The organism is Arthrobacter sp. E1SS-5, assembly GCF_057073715.1.
This window is the reverse complement of the sequence record NZ_CP172703.1, coordinates 1,071,459-1,089,481: the sequence shown is the minus strand read 5'-3', so window position 1 is coordinate 1,089,481 and position 18,023 is coordinate 1,071,459. Positions and strand designations below refer to the sequence as shown.

15 protein-coding genes are annotated in these 18,023 nt (G+C 62.2%); 4 read left to right on the top strand and 11 right to left on the bottom strand.

What is annotated here, in order from left to right; all coding sequences use genetic code 11:
• Positions 1-147: 147 nt before the first annotated feature.
• The 8 genes from ACIGJD_RS05135 to ACIGJD_RS05100 form a co-directional block, all read right to left on the bottom strand.
• Positions 148-1,476 carry a 5-methylcytosine restriction system specificity protein McrC gene (locus ACIGJD_RS05135; protein WP_483688589.1) on the bottom strand — a complete coding sequence of 443 codons (1,329 nt, stop codon included), beginning with the start codon at positions 1,474-1,476 and terminating at the stop codon, positions 148-150.
• A complete protein-coding gene (locus ACIGJD_RS05130; RefSeq protein WP_483688588.1) occupies positions 1,461-2,642 on the bottom strand; it encodes an McrB family protein in 1,182 nt (393 codons plus the stop codon). Before ACIGJD_RS05130 ends, ACIGJD_RS05135 begins: the two co-directional genes overlap by 16 nt.
• Before the next feature lie 9 nt (positions 2,643-2,651).
• The gene (locus ACIGJD_RS05125) at positions 2,652-3,209 is read right to left on the bottom strand and encodes a hypothetical protein (RefSeq protein ID WP_483688587.1); all 558 of its coding nucleotides are present in this window, start codon (positions 3,207-3,209) and stop codon (positions 2,652-2,654) included.
• A complete protein-coding gene (locus ACIGJD_RS05120; RefSeq protein ID WP_483688586.1) occupies positions 3,206-4,228 on the bottom strand; it encodes a DNA adenine methylase in 1,023 nt (340 codons plus the stop codon). The genes ACIGJD_RS05125 and ACIGJD_RS05120 overlap by 4 nt, the downstream gene beginning before the upstream one ends.
• Positions 4,206-5,294 carry an adenine-specific methyltransferase EcoRI family protein gene (locus ACIGJD_RS05115; RefSeq protein WP_483688585.1) on the bottom strand — a complete coding sequence of 363 codons (1,089 nt, stop codon included), beginning with the start codon at positions 5,292-5,294 and terminating at the stop codon, positions 4,206-4,208. The genes ACIGJD_RS05120 and ACIGJD_RS05115 overlap by 23 nt, the downstream gene beginning before the upstream one ends.
• A gap of 507 nt (positions 5,295-5,801) precedes the next feature.
• Positions 5,802-5,942, bottom strand: coding sequence for a hypothetical protein (locus ACIGJD_RS05110; protein WP_483688584.1), 141 nt, complete (start codon positions 5,940-5,942; stop codon positions 5,802-5,804).
• 91 nt (positions 5,943-6,033) lie between these two features.
• Positions 6,034-6,723 carry a hypothetical protein gene (locus ACIGJD_RS05105; protein WP_483688583.1) on the bottom strand — a complete coding sequence of 230 codons (690 nt, stop codon included), beginning with the start codon at positions 6,721-6,723 and terminating at the stop codon, positions 6,034-6,036.
• Between the two features lie 269 nt (positions 6,724-6,992).
• The gene (locus tag ACIGJD_RS05100; protein WP_483689431.1) at positions 6,993-10,112 is read right to left on the bottom strand and encodes a DEAD/DEAH box helicase; all 3,120 of its coding nucleotides are present in this window, start codon (positions 10,110-10,112) and stop codon (positions 6,993-6,995) included.
• A 142-nt stretch (positions 10,113-10,254) separates the two neighbouring features.
• On the opposite strand from ACIGJD_RS05100, the gene ACIGJD_RS05095 reads away from it, so the two are divergent.
• From ACIGJD_RS05095 to ACIGJD_RS05085, 3 genes are all read left to right on the top strand, one after another.
• Complete coding sequence (locus ACIGJD_RS05095) at positions 10,255-10,407, top strand: hypothetical protein (protein ID WP_483688582.1); 153 nt, start codon at positions 10,255-10,257, stop codon at positions 10,405-10,407.
• Positions 10,404-11,027: a DUF6338 family protein gene (locus ACIGJD_RS05090; protein WP_483688581.1), complete on the top strand. Its 624-nt coding sequence runs from the start codon at positions 10,404-10,406 to the stop codon at positions 11,025-11,027. Before ACIGJD_RS05095 ends, ACIGJD_RS05090 begins: the two co-directional genes overlap by 4 nt.
• A gap of 378 nt (positions 11,028-11,405) precedes the next feature.
• Entirely contained in the window at positions 11,406-12,356 is a 951-nt protein-coding gene (locus ACIGJD_RS05085; protein ID WP_483688580.1) for a hypothetical protein, read from the top strand.
• Positions 12,357-12,867: 511 nt separating this feature from the next.
• Here ACIGJD_RS05085 and ACIGJD_RS05080 read toward each other — a convergent pair.
• From ACIGJD_RS05080 to hisC, 3 genes are all read right to left on the bottom strand, one after another.
• A complete protein-coding gene (locus ACIGJD_RS05080) occupies positions 12,868-13,830 on the bottom strand; it encodes a hypothetical protein (protein ID WP_483688579.1) in 963 nt (320 codons plus the stop codon).
• Positions 13,831-14,719: 889 nt separating this feature from the next.
• Positions 14,720-16,132 carry an amino acid permease gene (locus tag ACIGJD_RS05075; RefSeq protein ID WP_483688578.1) on the bottom strand — a complete coding sequence of 471 codons (1,413 nt, stop codon included), beginning with the start codon at positions 16,130-16,132 and terminating at the stop codon, positions 14,720-14,722.
• Positions 16,133-16,185: 53 nt separating this feature from the next.
• Entirely contained in the window at positions 16,186-17,283 is a 1,098-nt protein-coding gene (gene hisC / locus ACIGJD_RS05070; RefSeq protein ID WP_483688577.1) for a histidinol-phosphate transaminase, read from the bottom strand.
• A 93-nt stretch (positions 17,284-17,376) separates the two neighbouring features.
• On the opposite strand from hisC, the gene ACIGJD_RS05065 reads away from it, so the two are divergent.
• Positions 17,377-17,880 carry an Lrp/AsnC family transcriptional regulator gene (locus ACIGJD_RS05065; protein WP_483688576.1) on the top strand — a complete coding sequence of 168 codons (504 nt, stop codon included), beginning with the start codon at positions 17,377-17,379 and terminating at the stop codon, positions 17,878-17,880.
• The last annotated feature ends 143 nt before the right edge of the window (positions 17,881-18,023 follow it).

Sequence of the window (18,023 nt, the reverse complement as noted above, 5' to 3'; positions counted from 1 at the left end):
CAGCCATCCAACCCGCTGAAGTTAACGACAATTTCCGCGCTTGTTAGGTCCGATTTATCAGCGATGGTCGAAAAGTAGGCTATTTCGCGGACTCTGTATACTCAAATGGTTTCGGGGCCTCGTCACGTTCCGGCCCGGCTGACCTAACTACGAGCTGACTTCAGGAGTCTGGGCCGCCTCCTCCGAGCCCGCGAACCGAGGCTCCTCGAGCCAATCGGCGATCGTCTGAATTAGGCGTTCTTGTCCGTCCGCCGCGGCCAACGCCATCAGGTTGAGCGGGAGCGCTGTCAGCTCGATGTCATGGCCTCCGAGCTCCGAAGCGACCTTCCACACCGTCGGTTCCTGGTCCATCGCGACGGGATACGTGAGCGAGACGCGACGGCATCCAAGCACATGCCCCGCGGTGAGCACCTGGTAGGTGTCGGAGGACTTCGGCCGGGTGCCGAGTACCTTGTACTTCGAATCGGTGACGGCGATCGGCCTGCCGCCACTGTCGCGGAAGACTACGTCGGGCACGGTCTCGAGCAGGCTCCCCTGCCCGGAGACGAGGGTTCCGAACTTGATCGAGTGCTTGCTGACACGCTCTCCCCGTCGGCCGGCGGCTCGACCGCAGAGCCAGTAGACGTAGTTCTCGTAGATCGTGTCGGACTTCCACAGGAACCCGGAGAGCGCGTGTTCTCCCAACGCGTGGTGTACGCCCGCGCCGTCGAGCAGCAGCAGCCCGACGACCCGCGCCGGCTCCAGGCCGCGGTGCTGTGTGCCGAGCTCGATGCGCTGGGCGTCGACGAGGTGCGGCGGGAGGCTCCCGACGTGCGAGAGCCCCGCTGCGATCTCACGAAGGGCTCTCGCACGGCCAGACGACTTCACGGTGGCCGCAAGGCAGTCCGCGGCCCATCTCAGCAGCCGCGCCAATGGCGTGTCGTCGGTGAACAGGTCCGCGACGTACGGGATGCTCCAAGGCCGCGCGATCCATTCCCCGAACCTGGTCGTGTCCAGGGCTCCTCGAAGCGTTGGCCCCGAGGCGCTCTCGACGAGATAGCCGCGGGGCAGGCCCCGCGCGCCGCCCTTCGCATACGACGCTAGGAACATTTCTGCGAGGAGGTCTGGCATCGAGAGGGAATCGACCTCGTTCGCCGCGGTGAAAGCGTCGTCTACGTGCCCGCCTTCGACGACCGAGAGGATCCGCCAGAGCACAGACTGCCAGCGCCCCTGCACGTTGCTCAGGAACTTCGGTGCGATCTCGACGTCGGTGGATCCGACTCGCACGACGCCGGTGACGGCCTCAGCTCGGAGACGCACCTGGCCATCGCCGGAGTCGTCGACCCGGATCGGATCGTCCTTCAGGTTCAGGGCGCGCTTCCACCGCGTATTCGCCTCCGCCAGGGCCCGGAGGTCGATCTCGTGGGTTCCGCGTACGACCGGCGACCCGTACTCCTGCAGGCGTATGCGCCGCTGCGCGGTCAGCGCGCCAGCCACCTGAACGACCGTTTGATCGCGTCGAGCCCGAGTTCGCTCACTCTGACCGGAGCGAGCGTTCGTGCTGACGTGGAGCCGTTCTTCGAAGCACGCAGCCGCCACGCGTATTCGCCCGTCGACGGCGCTGAGTCGACGCGGAGGAGGTTCATCAGCTGCTCCGGACGCCCCGAATACCTGTCTTCGAGCTGCGGGTACAAAACGTCGTCCCATGATTTTGCGAGGCTCGTCCACAGAGCATCGTCAGGCACCGCATGCACTTTGCCGCTGTCGTCCGTCGACGTCGCCGAGATCGGCGTAAGCAAGCCATGGCCTAGCTCGAACTCCGGTCCGAGGTCGGAGGCGATAACGACGTTCAGCCGGTCGAGCAGCAGGTAACCGGTGTCGAACAGGCCAAGGTTGCTCCAGTTGCTGTCATCGGGCACCGGCACTGTAGCCGGGTCAATGCTCCAGTGCGCTGCCAGTGCGTCGAGGTCTGGGCGCATCTCAATTCGGTCAAAGCGTCGTGCCAGAGCGCTGTCGATGGGCACCGCGGCTCGATCGACGCTGTTCATGGTCGCGACGATGAACACGTTCTTCGGGAAGGTGAATCCTTCGGGGATCGTGGCGACGCTCCCGCCGGGCCGATGGATCGCTTCGCTGGTGCCGCTTTCGAAGGACAGCTGCCTCAGGGGGACGGGAAGGGGAACCGTTCCTCCGTCGCGGTAGTCGAAGTCCAGGAACGTCATAAACTCACCAAAAATACGCGCGGCGTTGCCGCGATTGATCTCGTCGATAAAGATCACAACGGACTCGTACGACGAATCAGCGTCTACGAGCTCCAGAGCCGCGTCAAGGAAGACGCCAGACCAGGGCTCCAGGCGCGTGCCCTCGTCGTCCATCGCGGGTCTGAGCCCCAGAACGAAGTCCTCGTAGCCGTAGGATTGGTGGAACGTCGTCCACACGACCTTCGCAGGCAGCGGGATCGTGATCTGCTGCTGAGGGCGGCTGAACGGACTGGTCGCATTGCTGGCGTTCATGAGGATGCCGCGCGTGGCTTGCGGGGGCTGCTGGAGGGCCTGGAAAAGCTCGCTGATCAGCCTGGTCTTGCCGGTCGCTGGCGGACCGTAAAGCAGGACGTTCCTCCCGGCGCCCCACGAGGCGAAAATGTCGTCGATCTTGTCGGCCACTCCCCTACCTCAGCCCGCGAAGATGATGTCGCCGACGGTACGCCCTTGCGTGAACAGGTCCCAGGAAGGGTCGTGCCTGTCCATAGCTGCCGGTCGTCGACCTTTCTTGAAACCTGCGTAAAAGTCCCCGTCAAAAGTCTTGGCGATGAAGATACGCAGGCCGCCGTCTGGGAAGAATGGAGCGGCATCCTCCTTGCTCCGCACGTCATCAGGCGCGGTTGGAAATCCGCTCTCCACCGTCCACGCCGGGTGTCTCTGCGCCCCGGCCATCTGCCGGTTCTGCCGGACGATGCGCATTCGGCCACCGTGCTTGCTCTGGAACTCGATCGGTCCGGAGGCACCAGGAACGCCTATGACGCCGGCCTGGATCGTGAACGGCAGCGACCCCAAGGTGCTGAGACCCAGGAAATCGAGCGTTCCGGGCACCATCGACTTCGGGATTTCAAAGTAGAGCGATCCATGCCCGCCCTGGGTGACGCTGGGATGCCTCTCTACGTTATAGAACTCACCTACGGGGACGTTGCGCCACCAGATACTCTCGATGTCGATCAGCTGCTGCCCTGTCAATTTACCTCCAAATGATACAAACGCTCCAGGACGGCTCCATTTTTCACCCGACCGTTGCTCCGATACCGAACATGAGGCTGCTCATGCACGGAAACCTTACCGAATTCCTCAAGAATAGCCATCAGCTCCGCGTCCCGAACTTGACCGTCCTCGCTGTATGAGATGAATACGTGGGCGGTGTCGAGGTGCTTCAGAGTGCGTCGGAACGCCTGGCCCGCGCTACGTCTATAGCAGAAGTCCGACGCCTGATCCATCCACGGTCGCAAACCCCCGTCTCCTGCTGCGATGGGCTCGTCGCCCTGGGCCAAGGTCTCTAGGATGTGGTAGTTCCCCGCGTATTGGCGTTTCGTGTACGGAGGATCCAGGTAGACCGCGTCTGTCCCCAGCGACGTCGCAAGCTCTTCCACTGGCCCTTGCATCACGCGGTGCTCTCCGGGCGTCCACTCGAAGTCGAGAGGCTCAAAGACCATCGGCCGCAGTGCCGTGCTCGAGAGCGCCTTGCGGAAGTAGCCGTAAGTTCCGCTGATGTTGGCGACCTTGTTGGTCGACAGCAGCAGATGCTGCAGCATTACGCTGTGCTCCAGCTCGGTTAGCTCGCCTGCCGCATTAAGCGAGGCGATGCCAGCGCGCAGACCGTCAATGTGGGCGGCGTTCTCGGCTGAGAAGTACAGTCTGGACGCGCGCCCGTTCGCCGGAGCCCCGGAGGCGCCGAACTCCCTGTGGAAGTAGCCTTTCACGGGCTGCACACGGCGCATCCACGCGAGCGCGCCGCGATAGCCGCCGAGCGCTTCGAAAGCTGGGGCTTCCTTTGCCAGCAGGCGAGTGCGCGCATGCACGACCGGGAACGTAAGGACATCAGAGGCAGTCACGCCATAACCGGCACGTGCTAACGCCACGGACACCGAGGCGGTTCCGCACATCGGGTCCGCGATCGACGCGCCGGCCGGCAGAACGCTAGATATCTCGCCGACGATCCAGTCCGTCAGCTTCGTCTTGTTACCGAGATAGCGATACGACATCGAAGTCGGAGCTCCGTTCTCCGGCAGCCGGGGCCAGTCGCTTGTTCCTCACGACGATCCTGTCGTACATGCGTCGGTAGCCATTGCCGCCTGACGAGAGGTAGAACCGCGGTCCGCCCTGCTGGTAAGTGCCCTTGGCAGCGATCTCCGACATGGGTCGTCCCATGGTCTTGCTGGAACCGACGATCTCGAACTGATCAGGGTTGTACTTGTCAATAAACGTAATCGGCACCCCCATGAGCCCTGCGTAATCAAGCGGGATGTCCGAAGTGCGCCCCACCTCGATCGCCTCGAAGTTCGCGTAACGGGGGTACTCTTCCTCCCGGAAGCGTCGAGTGAGCTCCAAGTCCTGGTGACGCCCCTCGTAGTCGAGGTTCGTGAACCAGCGAACGCCCTTGACGCGTATGTACCGATTGCCTTCTTCGTCGATTCTGGTGCTCGCCGCCTCCAGTGGGTAGTCGTTCGGCACGCGGAACTCGCGGTCGCCGCTCCTAATGCTCGGGCCGTACCACACCTGGTCGTTCTGGAAGAGCGGGAAGATCTCTTTGTAGGTCAGCGCGTTCATGTTGCCCAGGATGATGAACTTCTTGTCGTGCTCGACGAGCTGCGCGACGTACTCTCGGAACAGGGAGAACGGAGGATTGGTCACCACGATGTCCGCTTGTCGGAGCAGGGCGATGCTCTCCTCAGAGCGGAAATCGCCGTCTCCGGCGAGATGGCGGACGCCGATCTCTTCCGCGTCGAGCGTGCCGTTGCCATTCTTATCGCCCGTGTACTCGAGCCAGACCGCGCTTTCCGACTCGCCGCTGCTGAACCTCTCTGAATCGCTGTTCTTGTAACAGGTCGCGATCAGCTTCTTGAGCCCGAGTTCCTCGAAATTAGTTGCGAAGAAGCGGAAGAAATTGCTCACCCGAGGGTCGTCGCAATTCAGATATACGACCTTGCCGTTGAAGTGCTCGGTGTAATGACGGAGTTCCTTCTCGATGTCGCACAACTGGGTGTAGAACTCATCCTTCTTCGCCCGTCGGGCGTCGTGGAAGTCGCGATTCCACACACTCTTCTCCATCTTCGTCCTTTTCTCTATATACCGCAGGCACGCGACGAAAATCGTCTGCGCACCGTCTTACATGCTATCGGCGGCCCTTCTCGGCTGATCAGAGCCACGTCCACAGCAACAACGAATCAGCTCACCGCTTGCCGACAGGGCGTTCCAGCAGTCCGGGCGGGCGCCTCCAGAGACTCGCACTCGACGCACACAGCCAGACCGAGCCGCAGGCAGTCCAACAGTTCAGCCTTTGTGGCCGGCCTTTCACTCGCCTCTGAGCTCGTCCCGTCCCGGCACGGCCTCGCAGAACAGCAGCGGTCGTGGTCGCGCTAGTACAGATGATGGGTCACGTAGCGGGCCATCTTGGTCATGCCGAAAATCTTGCCAGTGACGTATGACATCGTCGCTTCGAGCCCGGCAGCGCCCCAACAATACATCAGTGCCATGCAGAAGCTGCGTCAGCACAGGTACTCGAACGGGTCAGTCGACGACCGAGTTGATCCCCTGCTCCGGGCAGACGAACCCGATTCATACGCCTGACTCGTCCGGGCCGAAGCAGAGGTCCGGCTCGGAGTCGCCGGCGCACTTCCCGTACGCCCGGCAGCCATGGTCGACGGGCACGCGGGTCCGCAGCCCGTCGGGGTCGTCCTGGATCTCGCGGTACTCCATGCCCTAGATCCTACGCAGTGGCGATCCGTCGAACATGCGAGCAGCAGCCGCACCAGCCGAAAGACAGATACGGCCGCAGCTCGCCCGAAGGTCAGGGCGCCGTCTCCACCCAACCCATGCCCGAGCTGCCCGTCTCATGCATCCACTCCTTGCCGCAGGCGGCGCAGCGGTAGTCCTGCTCGTCCGCGACCATGCCGGAGCCGCCGAACTTCCGGAAGCCCCCGACCCGCTCGAGGCGCGCGTGCGGCGGGATGTTGCGGCCTTTCGTGCCCGTGTCGACCAGCTTCCAGCAGTCGTCGCACATCGCCTCCTTCACGAGCTTGACGATCTCCGGGGCCACACGGAAGAGGTGCGCCTGGCGAAAGCCTGAGCCCTCGGTGTAGTCGGCCTCCATCGGGAACTCGGCGTCCTCGGGGAGGCTGCCGCGCTCGACGAGCTCGGTCGTGATCGTCCGCAGGGGTTTGGTCCAGTTCTTCAGCTGCCGTTTGGGCTCGTAGCCACCGATCCGGAAGATCTCCTCGCGGCTAATCTCGCCGCCGTTCCTGATGGCCTGATTAAACGACTCGAGCTGCACGTCGTTGCCGCGACGCCGAAGCATCTCGCGGAGCATCAAGACCAGGTCCAGCGTCCAACCGGTTGAGACAGCGTCCGCCCACGACGAGTCGTCTCCGCTCACCGCGCTCGGGCCGGCTCCCGCGCGCATCGAGCGCACGAGTGCCAGCACGTGGCCAACCTCCTCCGGAGTGAGGTCACTGATGTCGAAGTTCAGGGTGTCTGCCATACAATTTCTCCTTGATCGGCCTCCCGACGAGTCACTTCCTACGGTCTCGCGTCAGGGAGGCTGGTTCTATGTCCGCAAGCCGCCAGTATAATAGGCACTGTACTACAGTTATTGCCGCTAGCTCTAGATAACGCCCTGTAATTGATAGTATTGCGCCAAACAGTCGAACCTCTCAGGTTCTCAGCAGGGAGGCTTGGACAGTGCGCGAAGGGGCATTCCGCCAGTCACCACTTCTCACGATTACGGGACTGGGCGCCGCGCGCAAACTGTCATTGGGCCACCGCAGCTGCAGTCGCAAATACATCAGCCGGCATAGGCCGGCGCAGCTTCCAGGTAATCGCGATCGGCCTCTCCCCCGAGTGCTGCACGTAGTCCACCTGTCCTAGGCAGGTATACGGAACTGTCAGCCCGGTCTCGTCGTCCGCTGTGTCCCTGGTGAAGATCAGAACCTTCGAGCCGTGGGAGGCCCGGTCAAGGTAGCGCCGTCCGCTCGGGCTGGTTGGTGATGTCGCATTCTGCGATTCCCAATGAAACAGTTCGGGGCTGATGGCGTAGTCCTTGTACATGGTGGTTGCCGAGTGCTTCTTGTCGTCCTTGTTCAGGGTGACAAAGAAGGCGTCGGTAGAAGTTGCAGGACACCATGCAACGCCTTCCCGGTGCTGGACGTTCTTGCCCTGTTCCAGCGAGCCGTACTGCAGCGCAGCCAGAACCTCCTCGCGCCGGTAGGTGGCGTGGGACAGCAACGGGATATGCTGCAGCCCTGCGCCAAGGCTTTTCGCTGCATGTTTCGATGCAGCCACTCCCAGCACCACCACCTGGCGGATCTCGCGGCACACAAACTGGTAGCCGCGCAGGTGGTCCAGGCCGTCGTCGTACGTCTTGAATCCTCCGCCGTCATCCCACAGCGTGTAAAAAAGCATGCGAGCAAAAGCCTGCTCGCGCATGCCGAGCTCCGCGTAGCGGGGCGCGTCCGGAGCAACCAGCATGGAATAGGCGGCGGCACGTTCCGGATCGTCCACGTGAATCAGCGCGGCCATGCGGCCCAGCAGCTTCTTCTCCTCCGCATCCGACAGCTCCTCGAGCTTCCCGCGGAGCACGGTCTCCAGGGGTGACAGCCCTTCGATGAGCCCTGCCTGGCGGAGATAACCCGTCCACGAGTCCCTGGTGGACCGGTAGATCGTCTTCACGTCGTTCCCGGACCGCTCCAGATAGGCCTCCAGCTCGGTCTCGGCATACGAGGCAATGTCCCGGACCAACTGCGCCCGGTTGAACCGGAGCTGCGCCTTGATGTTGTCCAGCACCACCTTTTGCGCCACCCGGTCCAGCACGATCTGGGAGCCGGACGGCAGGTACGGAAACTCGTCCTCGACGGCCTTCTCCAGCTCCTTGCGCCCGTATCCGGTTAGCGCCCGGTAGCGCAGATCAAAGCGGAACTCGCGGCGCTGCTGGCCGATGAAGTCCAGGACCGTCAGCACCGCCTTGCCCTCGGCACGGCGGAGCCCGCGCCCCAGCTGCTGGAGGAAGACCGTAGCGCTCTGCGTGGGCCGTAGCAGCAGGATGGTGTCCACCTGCGGAAGGTCCAGGCCTTCATTGAAGAGGTCGACGGCAAAAATGCAGTTGATCTCCCGCTGCCCCAGGCGCCGGAGGGCCTCATCACGGTCAGCGTTGTTAGTGGTGCCGTCGACGGCGACGGAGGCAATACGGGCCCTGTTGAACACCTCGGCCATGTAGCGGGCGTGCTGCACCGAGACACAGAAGCCGATGGCCCGCATTTGGTCGGTGCTGGTAACCTTGTCCCGGAGTTCGCGGATCACCTTGGCGGCGCGGGCGTCGTTACCCGTATAGAGGGCGCTCAGCTGGTTGGTGTCATAATTGCCGCGCTTCCATTCCAACTGGCTCAGGTCCACGTCATCAGAGACGCCGAAGTAGTGGAACGGGACCAGCAGGTCAGCGTCTAATGCATCCCACAGCCGCAGCTCGCTGGCGGTACGGCCGTCGAAGAACTGCTTGGCGACGTCGACGCCGTCGCCCCGTTCCGGTGTCGCCGTAAGCCCGAGGAGCTGCGGCGGTTTCAAATGGTCCAGCAGGCGGCGGTAGGTGGGCGCCATCGCGTGGTGGAACTCATCGATGACGACGACGTCGAAGAAGTCGGGCTCCAGCTGCTCGATGCCGAGGGAAGACAGCGACTGGACGGACGCGAAGATGTGCTTCCACTCCCGCGGCTTGTGCTTCCCCACGTAAAGCTCACCGAAGGCGCCGTCCTGCATGACGTCACGGTAGGTGCGCATCGCCTGCTTGAGAATCTCCTGCCGGTGGGCGACGAAGAGTAGTTTTAGGTGTCTGCCGGCAGCTTCGCTTAGCCGTTTGTAGTCCAGAGCGGCGATGACTGTTTTGCCGGTGCCCGTGGCGGCGACCAGAAGATTGTGGTTGAAACCCTTGAGCCGCTCCGCTTCCAGGTCCTCCAGCATCTCCTCCTGGTGGAGGAACGGCTGAACCTCAAGCCCGGTGGTTGCATCCGGCGCCGCGGTTCGCCGGCCGCCGTTGCGTTCCAGCGCAGCGTCTAGTTTTTCGCCGTCGCGCTCCGGATCGTAGCTTTGGAAGGCGCGTTGCTCCCAGTAGCTGTCGAAGGTGACCTCGAACTTCTGCAGGAGGGCAGGCGTTGCGACGGAACTGAGCCGGACATTCCATTCCAGCCCATCAAGGAGGGCAGCCTGGCTCAGGTTGGAGCTGCCTACATAGGCGGTGTCGAAGCCGGTGTTACGGCGGAACAGCCACGCTTTGGCGTGCAGCCTTGTTGCCTGGGTTTCATAGCTGATCTTCACTTCGGCCCCATACCTGGTGACGAGCTCGTCAATGGCGCGACGTTCCGTAGCGCCCATGTAGGTGGTGGTGATGACTCTCAGCCTTGCTCCGCGCTCTTTCAGTTGTTCCAGGGCCGGTTGCAAGAGCCTGAGGCCGGTCCAGCGGACAAAGGCGCAGAGAAGGTCCACTGTGTCGGCGGACCCGATTTCGGCCCGGAGTTCCGCGGCGAGGTTGGGTTCGTCCTTGCTGTTGGTGAGCAAGGCGGAATCACTGAGCTTGGTGGTGGGACGGCGGAGCTGCCGGTGCTTGAGGGTGTCCGGCCGATGGAGTGACTGGAGCTGGATGGGGCCCTCGACAACACGGTCGCCGTGTTGCAGCTGGTGAAGTAGGCGGTTGGCGAGGCCGACTCGATCATGCGGCTTTGCTTCCAGCAGAGCTTGCCGGACGGCGTTCGCCACATGGCGAGATAGGACCTCCGGGACATTTTCGTCCTCGACAATTACAAGGAGTGGATCCAGTCCGGGGGTACGATTTAGCAGTTCGCCGAGTGCATCAGTGTTGAGCAATTCGTATAGGCCCTCGGGCAGCTTTTCTCCTGCCTCTCCCCCAACAAAGTTAGTCACTGCGCCAGGGTATTGCCTTTTAGCGCCCTGGCCAACGACACCGCACGAATTAGCTACCTCTGACAGCCAGCGAAGTCCATCCAAAAGAAGCAATTAAAGTAGGGGCATGAGCAAGGAAAAACCCGATCACGAGGTCCGCCCCGTCACCCAGCAGGTGGAAGAAAAGTTATTACTTGGCTCTTCCTACTCCTACCAGCAAGGCATCATGCAGGTCAGCAGTCAAAGCGCCGAGGAGCTTGGCCAAGCTGACGACGATTGATACCTGACAGCCTCGCGGCGGTTCTCTCGTTCTTGCTGTTGATAGCTCCCGGCATCGTTTGGGAGCTGCAGCAGTCACGCCATGAACCAGCCGTAAAACAGTCAGCACTCGTCGAGTCCTCGCGGGTCGTGCTGGCATCATTGATCGCCACGAGCATCGCGGCAGCAATCATGCTGCCGCTGGCATGGATTCCGCTCTATGAAACCCTCGACGTAGGTGATGACGATCCGCTTACTTCGCTTCGAACATCAGTACCCTTCTTAGGCGCTGCCTTCGCTACTTGCGGTATGGCATGTGGGCTAGTTCTTATAGCCGCCGCATGGCGATGGCGGGATCGTGAGGCCCCAATATCTCAGGTGCGTGTCTGGCATAGGGCGTTCGTAGGTTGGAAACCAAGAAAGAGTGCTAATCCGTATCTGTCGATCGAGTTAAAGAACGGAACCGTCTGGCGCGGCTCGCTACTGGCCTTCGATAGCGACCCAGAAGACGACCAGCGGACAATCGCTCTCGGCGCTCCCCTGTTTCGTAGGCGACACGGGACATACCAGAATTCTGCTCGAGTGAACAGCGAAGCAAGGACAGCGATAAGTTCAAACCGGTGGCTGGTCAGTACGGGGTAGTGATTTTGGCGGAAGGTGATATTCGATCCATTCAGGTCGCTTATCCTTCAGCCCACGAGTTATAGCCGGAACTAAGCAGATAGTGCATGCATGCGGAGAAACAAGAGATCTCTCACGCTAGCAGCGGACTATGCCGTCAGCCGCAGTGAGGACAAGGGGCCGTGACAAATACCGATACCACCAATACTGTGAACGATCCCAAAAGGCCTATGAAGCTTCACGCCGTATTTGTTTTGGGATTCGTGGCATCGCTCGCCGTTATCACCGGATTGGCGTGTTGGCGTAACGCTTTTCTTCTCTTACCGAAGGCAGCAGACCGCTGAAGAAACCCAGAGGATCGGGGCGGAGGCTCAGCAGACAGCGGCACGGGCCCAAGCGGTGGCAGCAGCGGCGCTGCAACTATCAACCCAACAGCACGATTTAGATCAACAACGCCGCCAGGATGCTCTGACCTCAAGCCTTCGTGACAGATATGCAAATGCCGCTCAGCAACTGGGCTCGGAACACTTAGCGGTCCGGTTGGCTGGCATCTACAGCCTGGCTGCTCTAGCCGACGACTGGGCAGAAATCGACTATAAAGATGAACGCCAAGTCTGCATCGATCTCCTCTGCGCATACTTTCGGTCTCAATCCGACGAGAACGTGGTGACCCGCAAGGAACTTGTTGATGCAACTTTCCAAGTAGTAAGGGAGAGGTTGGAACTCGAGGAGGACGAACGAAAGTTTTGGGGTTCAACCCGCATCAAGCTGGTAAAGCCCGGCATCCTTCCCATCCTTGGGCCACTCAGACTTCAACCAAAGGGTGACTTGACGATCGAAGAAGCGTTGGTCACGCAGCGACGAATACGGGATGTTCAAGTCAGGGGTGGCAGATTCAGGCTCACTAAGATTCGCGCCATCCGTCAGGTGCTTGCCTTTCTTAGAGGCAAGGTTGCAGACGGAGGCCGGATTGGGATCGAATTACAACCACGAATCGGTGAAGACCATAGGCAGCAGACACCTCCGAACATAAGGTTTCAGGCCTTCACAATAGAGAAGGGCATGATTTCCATCGTTGCGAAGGGGGCGCAAGTCACCTTCAGCGACTGCATATTCGAGGTGGGTGCCGCGTTGGACATCGACGTTGCTGACCAAGATGGCCCGTACAGGGGTCGCGTATACTTCAAAGACTGCACGTTCCGAACGAACGTGTTTGCGGACGAAGATTGGGAACCAGGCGAGGACCTTTACCAACTGAGTACCGACTTCCTGACAGTGGACCGCCGATGCAAGTTTGAAAACGGCGCGCCTGCGCTGGAGTCGTTCCCTCCAGCAGAGCGTCAAGGCTAAGGTCGCGAAGCCTTTATAGGATCGAACACGCCTAGTCTCGGATCAAGGCGCCCACCTGGAACCTGCTGATCCTGCCTCCGGGATTCAGGCTGAACAGCGCTCTTCATGACCGCCAGTGCCCTCTGTGGAGATGTTTGGCGTCATCTCGCGCAATGAAGTCGTTGCCCGCTCTAGTACGGCACCTCCGCAGAGGAAAGCGCGCCCGATCAAGCCGGCCCACGCGTTCCCAGTGCCTTGAACCCTGCGAGGAGTCGATGAGCACTGGCTGTTTTCCGCCCTCACATGATCCGACACCCGGCAGTTCGTCCCGCTTCCGGTGATTCACCCAATTCGCCGATGCCGGCAGGGCCACGAGCCCGAAGGTGCTCAGCAGGCGTGCTGCTACGGGTGGATGTGACCTGACCGGAAGCGGCGCCGACAGGAAGATTTAGAGTTTCGTATCCACGAACGCCTTTGCACTGTACCGGCAGGCAGGGGGCACTGAGTGGAAGTACTCAGCGCCCCGCCTCCGTCACCGGTAGGGAATTGAGCTGACTTCGACCTTCACGTCGTGATAGCCCAGGAATCCAAGGAGTTGCAGGAGGCCAAACTTAGCCTCCTGCGGGTACGGGGTTGGTCCAATGTTGATCTGCCTGATCGGCAACCGCTCCATTATTTGGGCGCCACCCTGCTCAGGAAACTCTCGGCGCCGTCCCCGCGTCCCACCCTTTGGGATGCCCAGTTCGACGTATGGAATCAGCCCATAACGCCCTGGCCTATGGAGTACGTACTTCCAAGCGGGCGAAACTTCAGCAAGCGTCCGTAATTCCTGCTCGTCGCGGAAGGCGTTGTCCTTGATCCGATTCAATTGGCCAAGGAGCGAAAGCAGTTGCATATAGAAGGAGAAGCGAAATTTGTTGGCGCCTTGCTTAGCCACGTCAAGGGCGCCACGCAAGTCGGAGAGCGCCTGCGCGATAATCTTTTCCTGCTCGTCGCGTTCGTAGACCATCGGATCCCACCCTTCAACGGATTGCCCGTCTTGGTCTGGGTCAAACTCAAGCTGCCCGTTAGGATCCCTCGGGCCATCCTTGTATCCCGGCGGGGGAAACGGGTGGCTGTCGCTCTTGCTCTGGGCACGCACCCCAAGCTCCACGTCACGGTCCAAGCCGACAGCGAAGCTAACTTCGTCTTGGCCGTAGTACCGCCACATTGTCAGGCTGTCTCCGCTTTCGCAGGCTGACAATATGAAGTGCTCCTCGCGGGGTGTGCTAAAGCCTTCGAGGCTTTTTTCAAGCTCCTCCCGTATATCCGCGTACTCGTCGAGTTCCCACACTTCCTTCAGCCTGTCGCTACCACTGACCAGCTCTTTAAAGTCGTTGAGATATGCAGCAGAACTAGCCCGAAGTACGTTGTTCTTGAGGATCCCGTCCAGCCCCAGGCCGTTGGTGTAATGCCACACCAAGGAGCCGTTTCCCGTCATGTTATCGTTCGTCATTTGTGGCGACATTCCCCCTTTGTAAGAAGCCTCAGCCCGCACTGGATGAGGTCATCGCTACGTTATCTGATTCGCATGCCCGGCATCCCGGGACCCTCCGTTGGGACTACGGGTCAACCTCGCCGGAACCGACCGGCCGACACCAGCACCGACGAGCTAAAAAGCCCCTAAAGGGCCACTCTTCTGAAAGTTCATCTGCAAAGCGTCCCCTCCGCACCGTCACGCGAGGAACTCACAGGCTCATTGGATCGGTTGCCTTGAAAAAGTGTGACAAGTCAAGACAGGTTCAAGCAGGCAAAGACGTGTTTGGCTGCCGCCTGCGATGCGCGCGGAACCAAACGAGGGCGCTCGAATCACACTACAAGGTATGGCTCAGAAGCCAACCAAAATGCGGGGCTACTAACTACAACAACACGTTTTAGTAGCTGAGCGAAAGACAAGAGGCAATTACTACCGGCCCCACAGGCAGCTCGCACTTACAAGTCGGAGCCTCGCCGCGCAGGACACCTCACTGAGAGGCTGCCGCGAAGGCATTGAGCCGGACTGGCAACTGGGGTGCTAGTTATGGAAAGAGATGCCCGATCAAGGCTAGGGCAAGTTTCATGTTGCGGCCTTTGGCTGGCACACCCCATTCTTACGTCTGGTTCATGGCCGGGCACGACCGTAAGAAGACCCTGGAGCACCTCTGCAATCGCTTCTCTGCATGCGCCTTGGCCATATGCAGCCAATTTCAGACACCATCAGTACTGTAAGACGCGAACCGGACTTTTGCGGCAGGTGGTACGGGCTGACGGCTAGGCCACATCCAACAAGACACAACGAAGACGGACGAAATAGCTGGACGCCCCATCCTGTGCCTTGGACCCAGAAGTGTCCGAAACCGTCTGCCTTAGTCGATGAGTACCGGCTGCCTGTCACCGTCCAGAGATTCCGCACGAGGACGAGCAGCCCGCTTCCGCTGGTTCAACCAGCACCCCACTGCCAGCAACGCCACGAGTCCAAAGGTGCTCAGAAGCTGGGGGCGGGAGTCCTCGCCGATGAAGCCCACCGTGAAGATCGCCGCGAGGATGAGCAGACCGAGGGAAGTGAGCCACGGGAAGCCGGGCATCCGCAAAGGAAGCTCCGTTCCCTCGCGGTCGGCGCGCAGACGCAGGGCCAGCTGGGCCAGGAGCGCGGACGTCCACACCAGCAGGCAGGTTGAGCCCACGATGTTGAGCAGGACGCCAAGGACCATCTCGGGGAAGGCCAGCTCCAGCACCACCGTGACAACGCCGAAGGCAACGCTCGCCAGGACCGCGATCACCGGCACCCGGGCCTTGGACACGAAAGCAAGCCAACGCGGCGCCTCACCACGTTCCGCCAGGGAGAACGCCATCCGCGAGGCACCGTAGAGGTTGGCGTTGAGCGCCGACAGGAGAGCCGCGACGGCAACCAGGGTGATGGCGGTGGCCGCGCCGGGCATGCCGGCGGCGTCCAGCACCGCGGCGAACGGGCTTTTAAGCCCCTCAGAACCCACCGGAACCACCGCAGCGATCACGAAGATGGCACCAATGTAGAAGACCAGGATGCGCCACAGCACCGTCCTGACTGCTTTCTTCACGCTGCGGGCAGGCTCTGCGGTCTCGGCTGCCGCCACGGACACAATCTCGGTACCGCCGAACGCGAACGCCACCACAAACAGCGCCGTCGCGATCCCGCCGAAACCACTCGGCGCGAAGCCCTCCCCCATGAAGTTGCCCAGGCCCGGCGACTGCACGCCCGGCACCAAGCCGAAGAGCAGGGCAAAGCCCACCAGCAGGAACCCGACGATCGCCGCCACCTTGAGCAGCGCGAACCAGAACTCGAACTCACCGAAGTTCTTCACGCTGGTCAGGTTCACCGCGGTGAGCACCACGATGAACACCAAGGCCATCAGCCACACCGGCAGCGCCGGGAAGATCGTGGCCAGCAAGCCCGCCGCACCCAGCGCTTCAGCGGCGATGACCACCACCAGCTGGATCCACCAGAGCCAGCCCACCGTGGCACCGGCCACCGGCCCGTACGCCTTGGCGGTGTAGACGGAGAAGGCGCCGCTGTCAGGGTTGGCCGCGGCCATCTCGCCGAGCGCCCACATCACCAGGATGATGAGCGTGCCGGCCACGAGGTAGGAAATCAGCACCGCCGGGCCGGCGGCCTGGATGCCGGCACCGGAGCCGATGAACAGGCCGGCACCGATCGCGCTGCCGAGCCCCATCATCGTGAGCTGGCGGGGTTTCAGCGCCGCGCCGAGGGCGCGGTCAGACGTCGTTGTCTGTTGTTCCATGGGGAGTCCTCTGGTTGTGGGTGGAACGGGTTTGGTGGAAGGTCAGGGAGTTGTCAGGCCGCGTGGGCTGCGAGGAGCCGGAGCACGCGGTTGTTGGAGGCGGGGTCGGCAACGGTGATCCGCGCCCCGTCGCCCGCGTATGCGCGGACCAGGATGCCTGCGGCGTCGAACGCGTCCACCAGCCCCGCCAGCAGCTGGTCGTCTGCGCGGATCCACAGGAAGTTGCCCTGGCTCGGCTGCAGCGTCCAGCCCTGGGCTTCCAGTTCAGCGGTCATCCGCGCGCGCTCCTGCTTCACAGCAGACACCCGCGCTTCCACCTCCTCCCGCGCGTCCAGCGACGCGATCGCCGCCTTCTGGGCCAGCGCGCTCACGGCGAACGGCAGAGCGGTGCGGCGCAAACCTTCGGCGATTGCCGCCGTCGTAATGGCGTACCCGACGCGCAGGCCGGCAAGCCCGTAGGCCTTGGAGAAGGTACGCAGGATGCAGACGTTCGGGTACCGGCGGTAGAGCGCCAGGGAATCGGGGCCGCTGCCGGCGTCGGCGTACTCCACGTAGGCCTCGTCAATCACCACCAGGATGTCGGAGCGGACGGACTGCAGGAAGGCCTCGAGGCGGTCGTGGCTGATCGGCACGCCGGTGGGGTTGTTGGGGGTGCAGAGCAGGATCACCTTGGTGCGGCCGGTGACTGCGGCGGCCATGGCGTCGAGGTCGTGGCCCTCGGCGTCGTCCAGCGGGACGCGGACCGGCCGGGCGCCGGCCAGCTCCACCAGGATGGGGTACGCCTCGAAGGAGCGCCACGCGAAGACCACCTCGTCCCCGGCGTCGCACAGTCCGGTGATGATCTGCTGCAGGACGCCCACGCTGCCTGGCCCCACAGCTACCTCCGCGGCGGTGACGCCCAGGTGCCGGGCGAGCCGTTCGCGGAGTTCGACGGCGGCCATGTCCGGGTAGCGGTTCATCCTGCCGGCTGCCTCGGCCACCGCGGCGGTGGCTGCGGGCAGCGGCTCGTAGTGGCTTTCGTTGCTGGCGAGGGCGGCGATGTCCACGCCGGCGCTGCGGCGGCCAGGGACGTAGGCGGGAAGTCCGGTGACGGCGCTGCGGAGGGTGGGAAGCGCGGTTCTTGGTTCGGCCAGGAGTTGTTCGGGGCTCATGACGTCCGATCATGGAAGTGACCCGGGACACATTGCAAGGTACGCTCTGGTGCTTGGGACTTCTGCTCAACTTCTAGTACTTCTGGTGAAAATATGACCATCGCGACCTCTCGCACCCTCGATTCGCTCGACGGCAGGATCATCCTTGCCCTGGACAAGGACCCCGAAGCCAGCGCCCTGGCACTCTCCCGGACACTCGGCGTCGCCCGCAACACCGTCCACGCCCGGCTGGCGCGGCTGGAGCGCAGCGGTGCGCTCCGCTCGTTCAGCCGACGGCTGGACCCCGCCGGGCTGGGCTACGAACTGATGGCGTTCCTCTCGCTGTCCATCAGCCAGACGCGGACCGGATCGGTGGAGAACGGGCTCGCCGCGATCCCGGAGGTCATTGAGGTGCACGCCACCACCGGCGACGCGGACCTCATGGCCAAGGTGGTGGCCCGCGGCACCGCCGACCTCTACCGCATCACCAACGAGATCCTGGAGATCGACGGGATCGAGCGGACCAGCACGGCCATCTCCATCCTGGAACTCATGCCGCCGCGGTACGACGGGCTGATCAGCCGGCTGTCCAAGGAGGAAGCCTCCTCTTCGGGCTAGCCCCTAATTCCTGAACACGAAACGTGGTAAGGGCACACACCCCCACGCGGCTGTTACCCTGCGCAAAGGCGCGGCCTAGGCCCGAAAGAGCCGCGCCGGCTCTGCCGTTGGCCCTGAAGGCACCTGAAGCGGGCCAGCCCGAT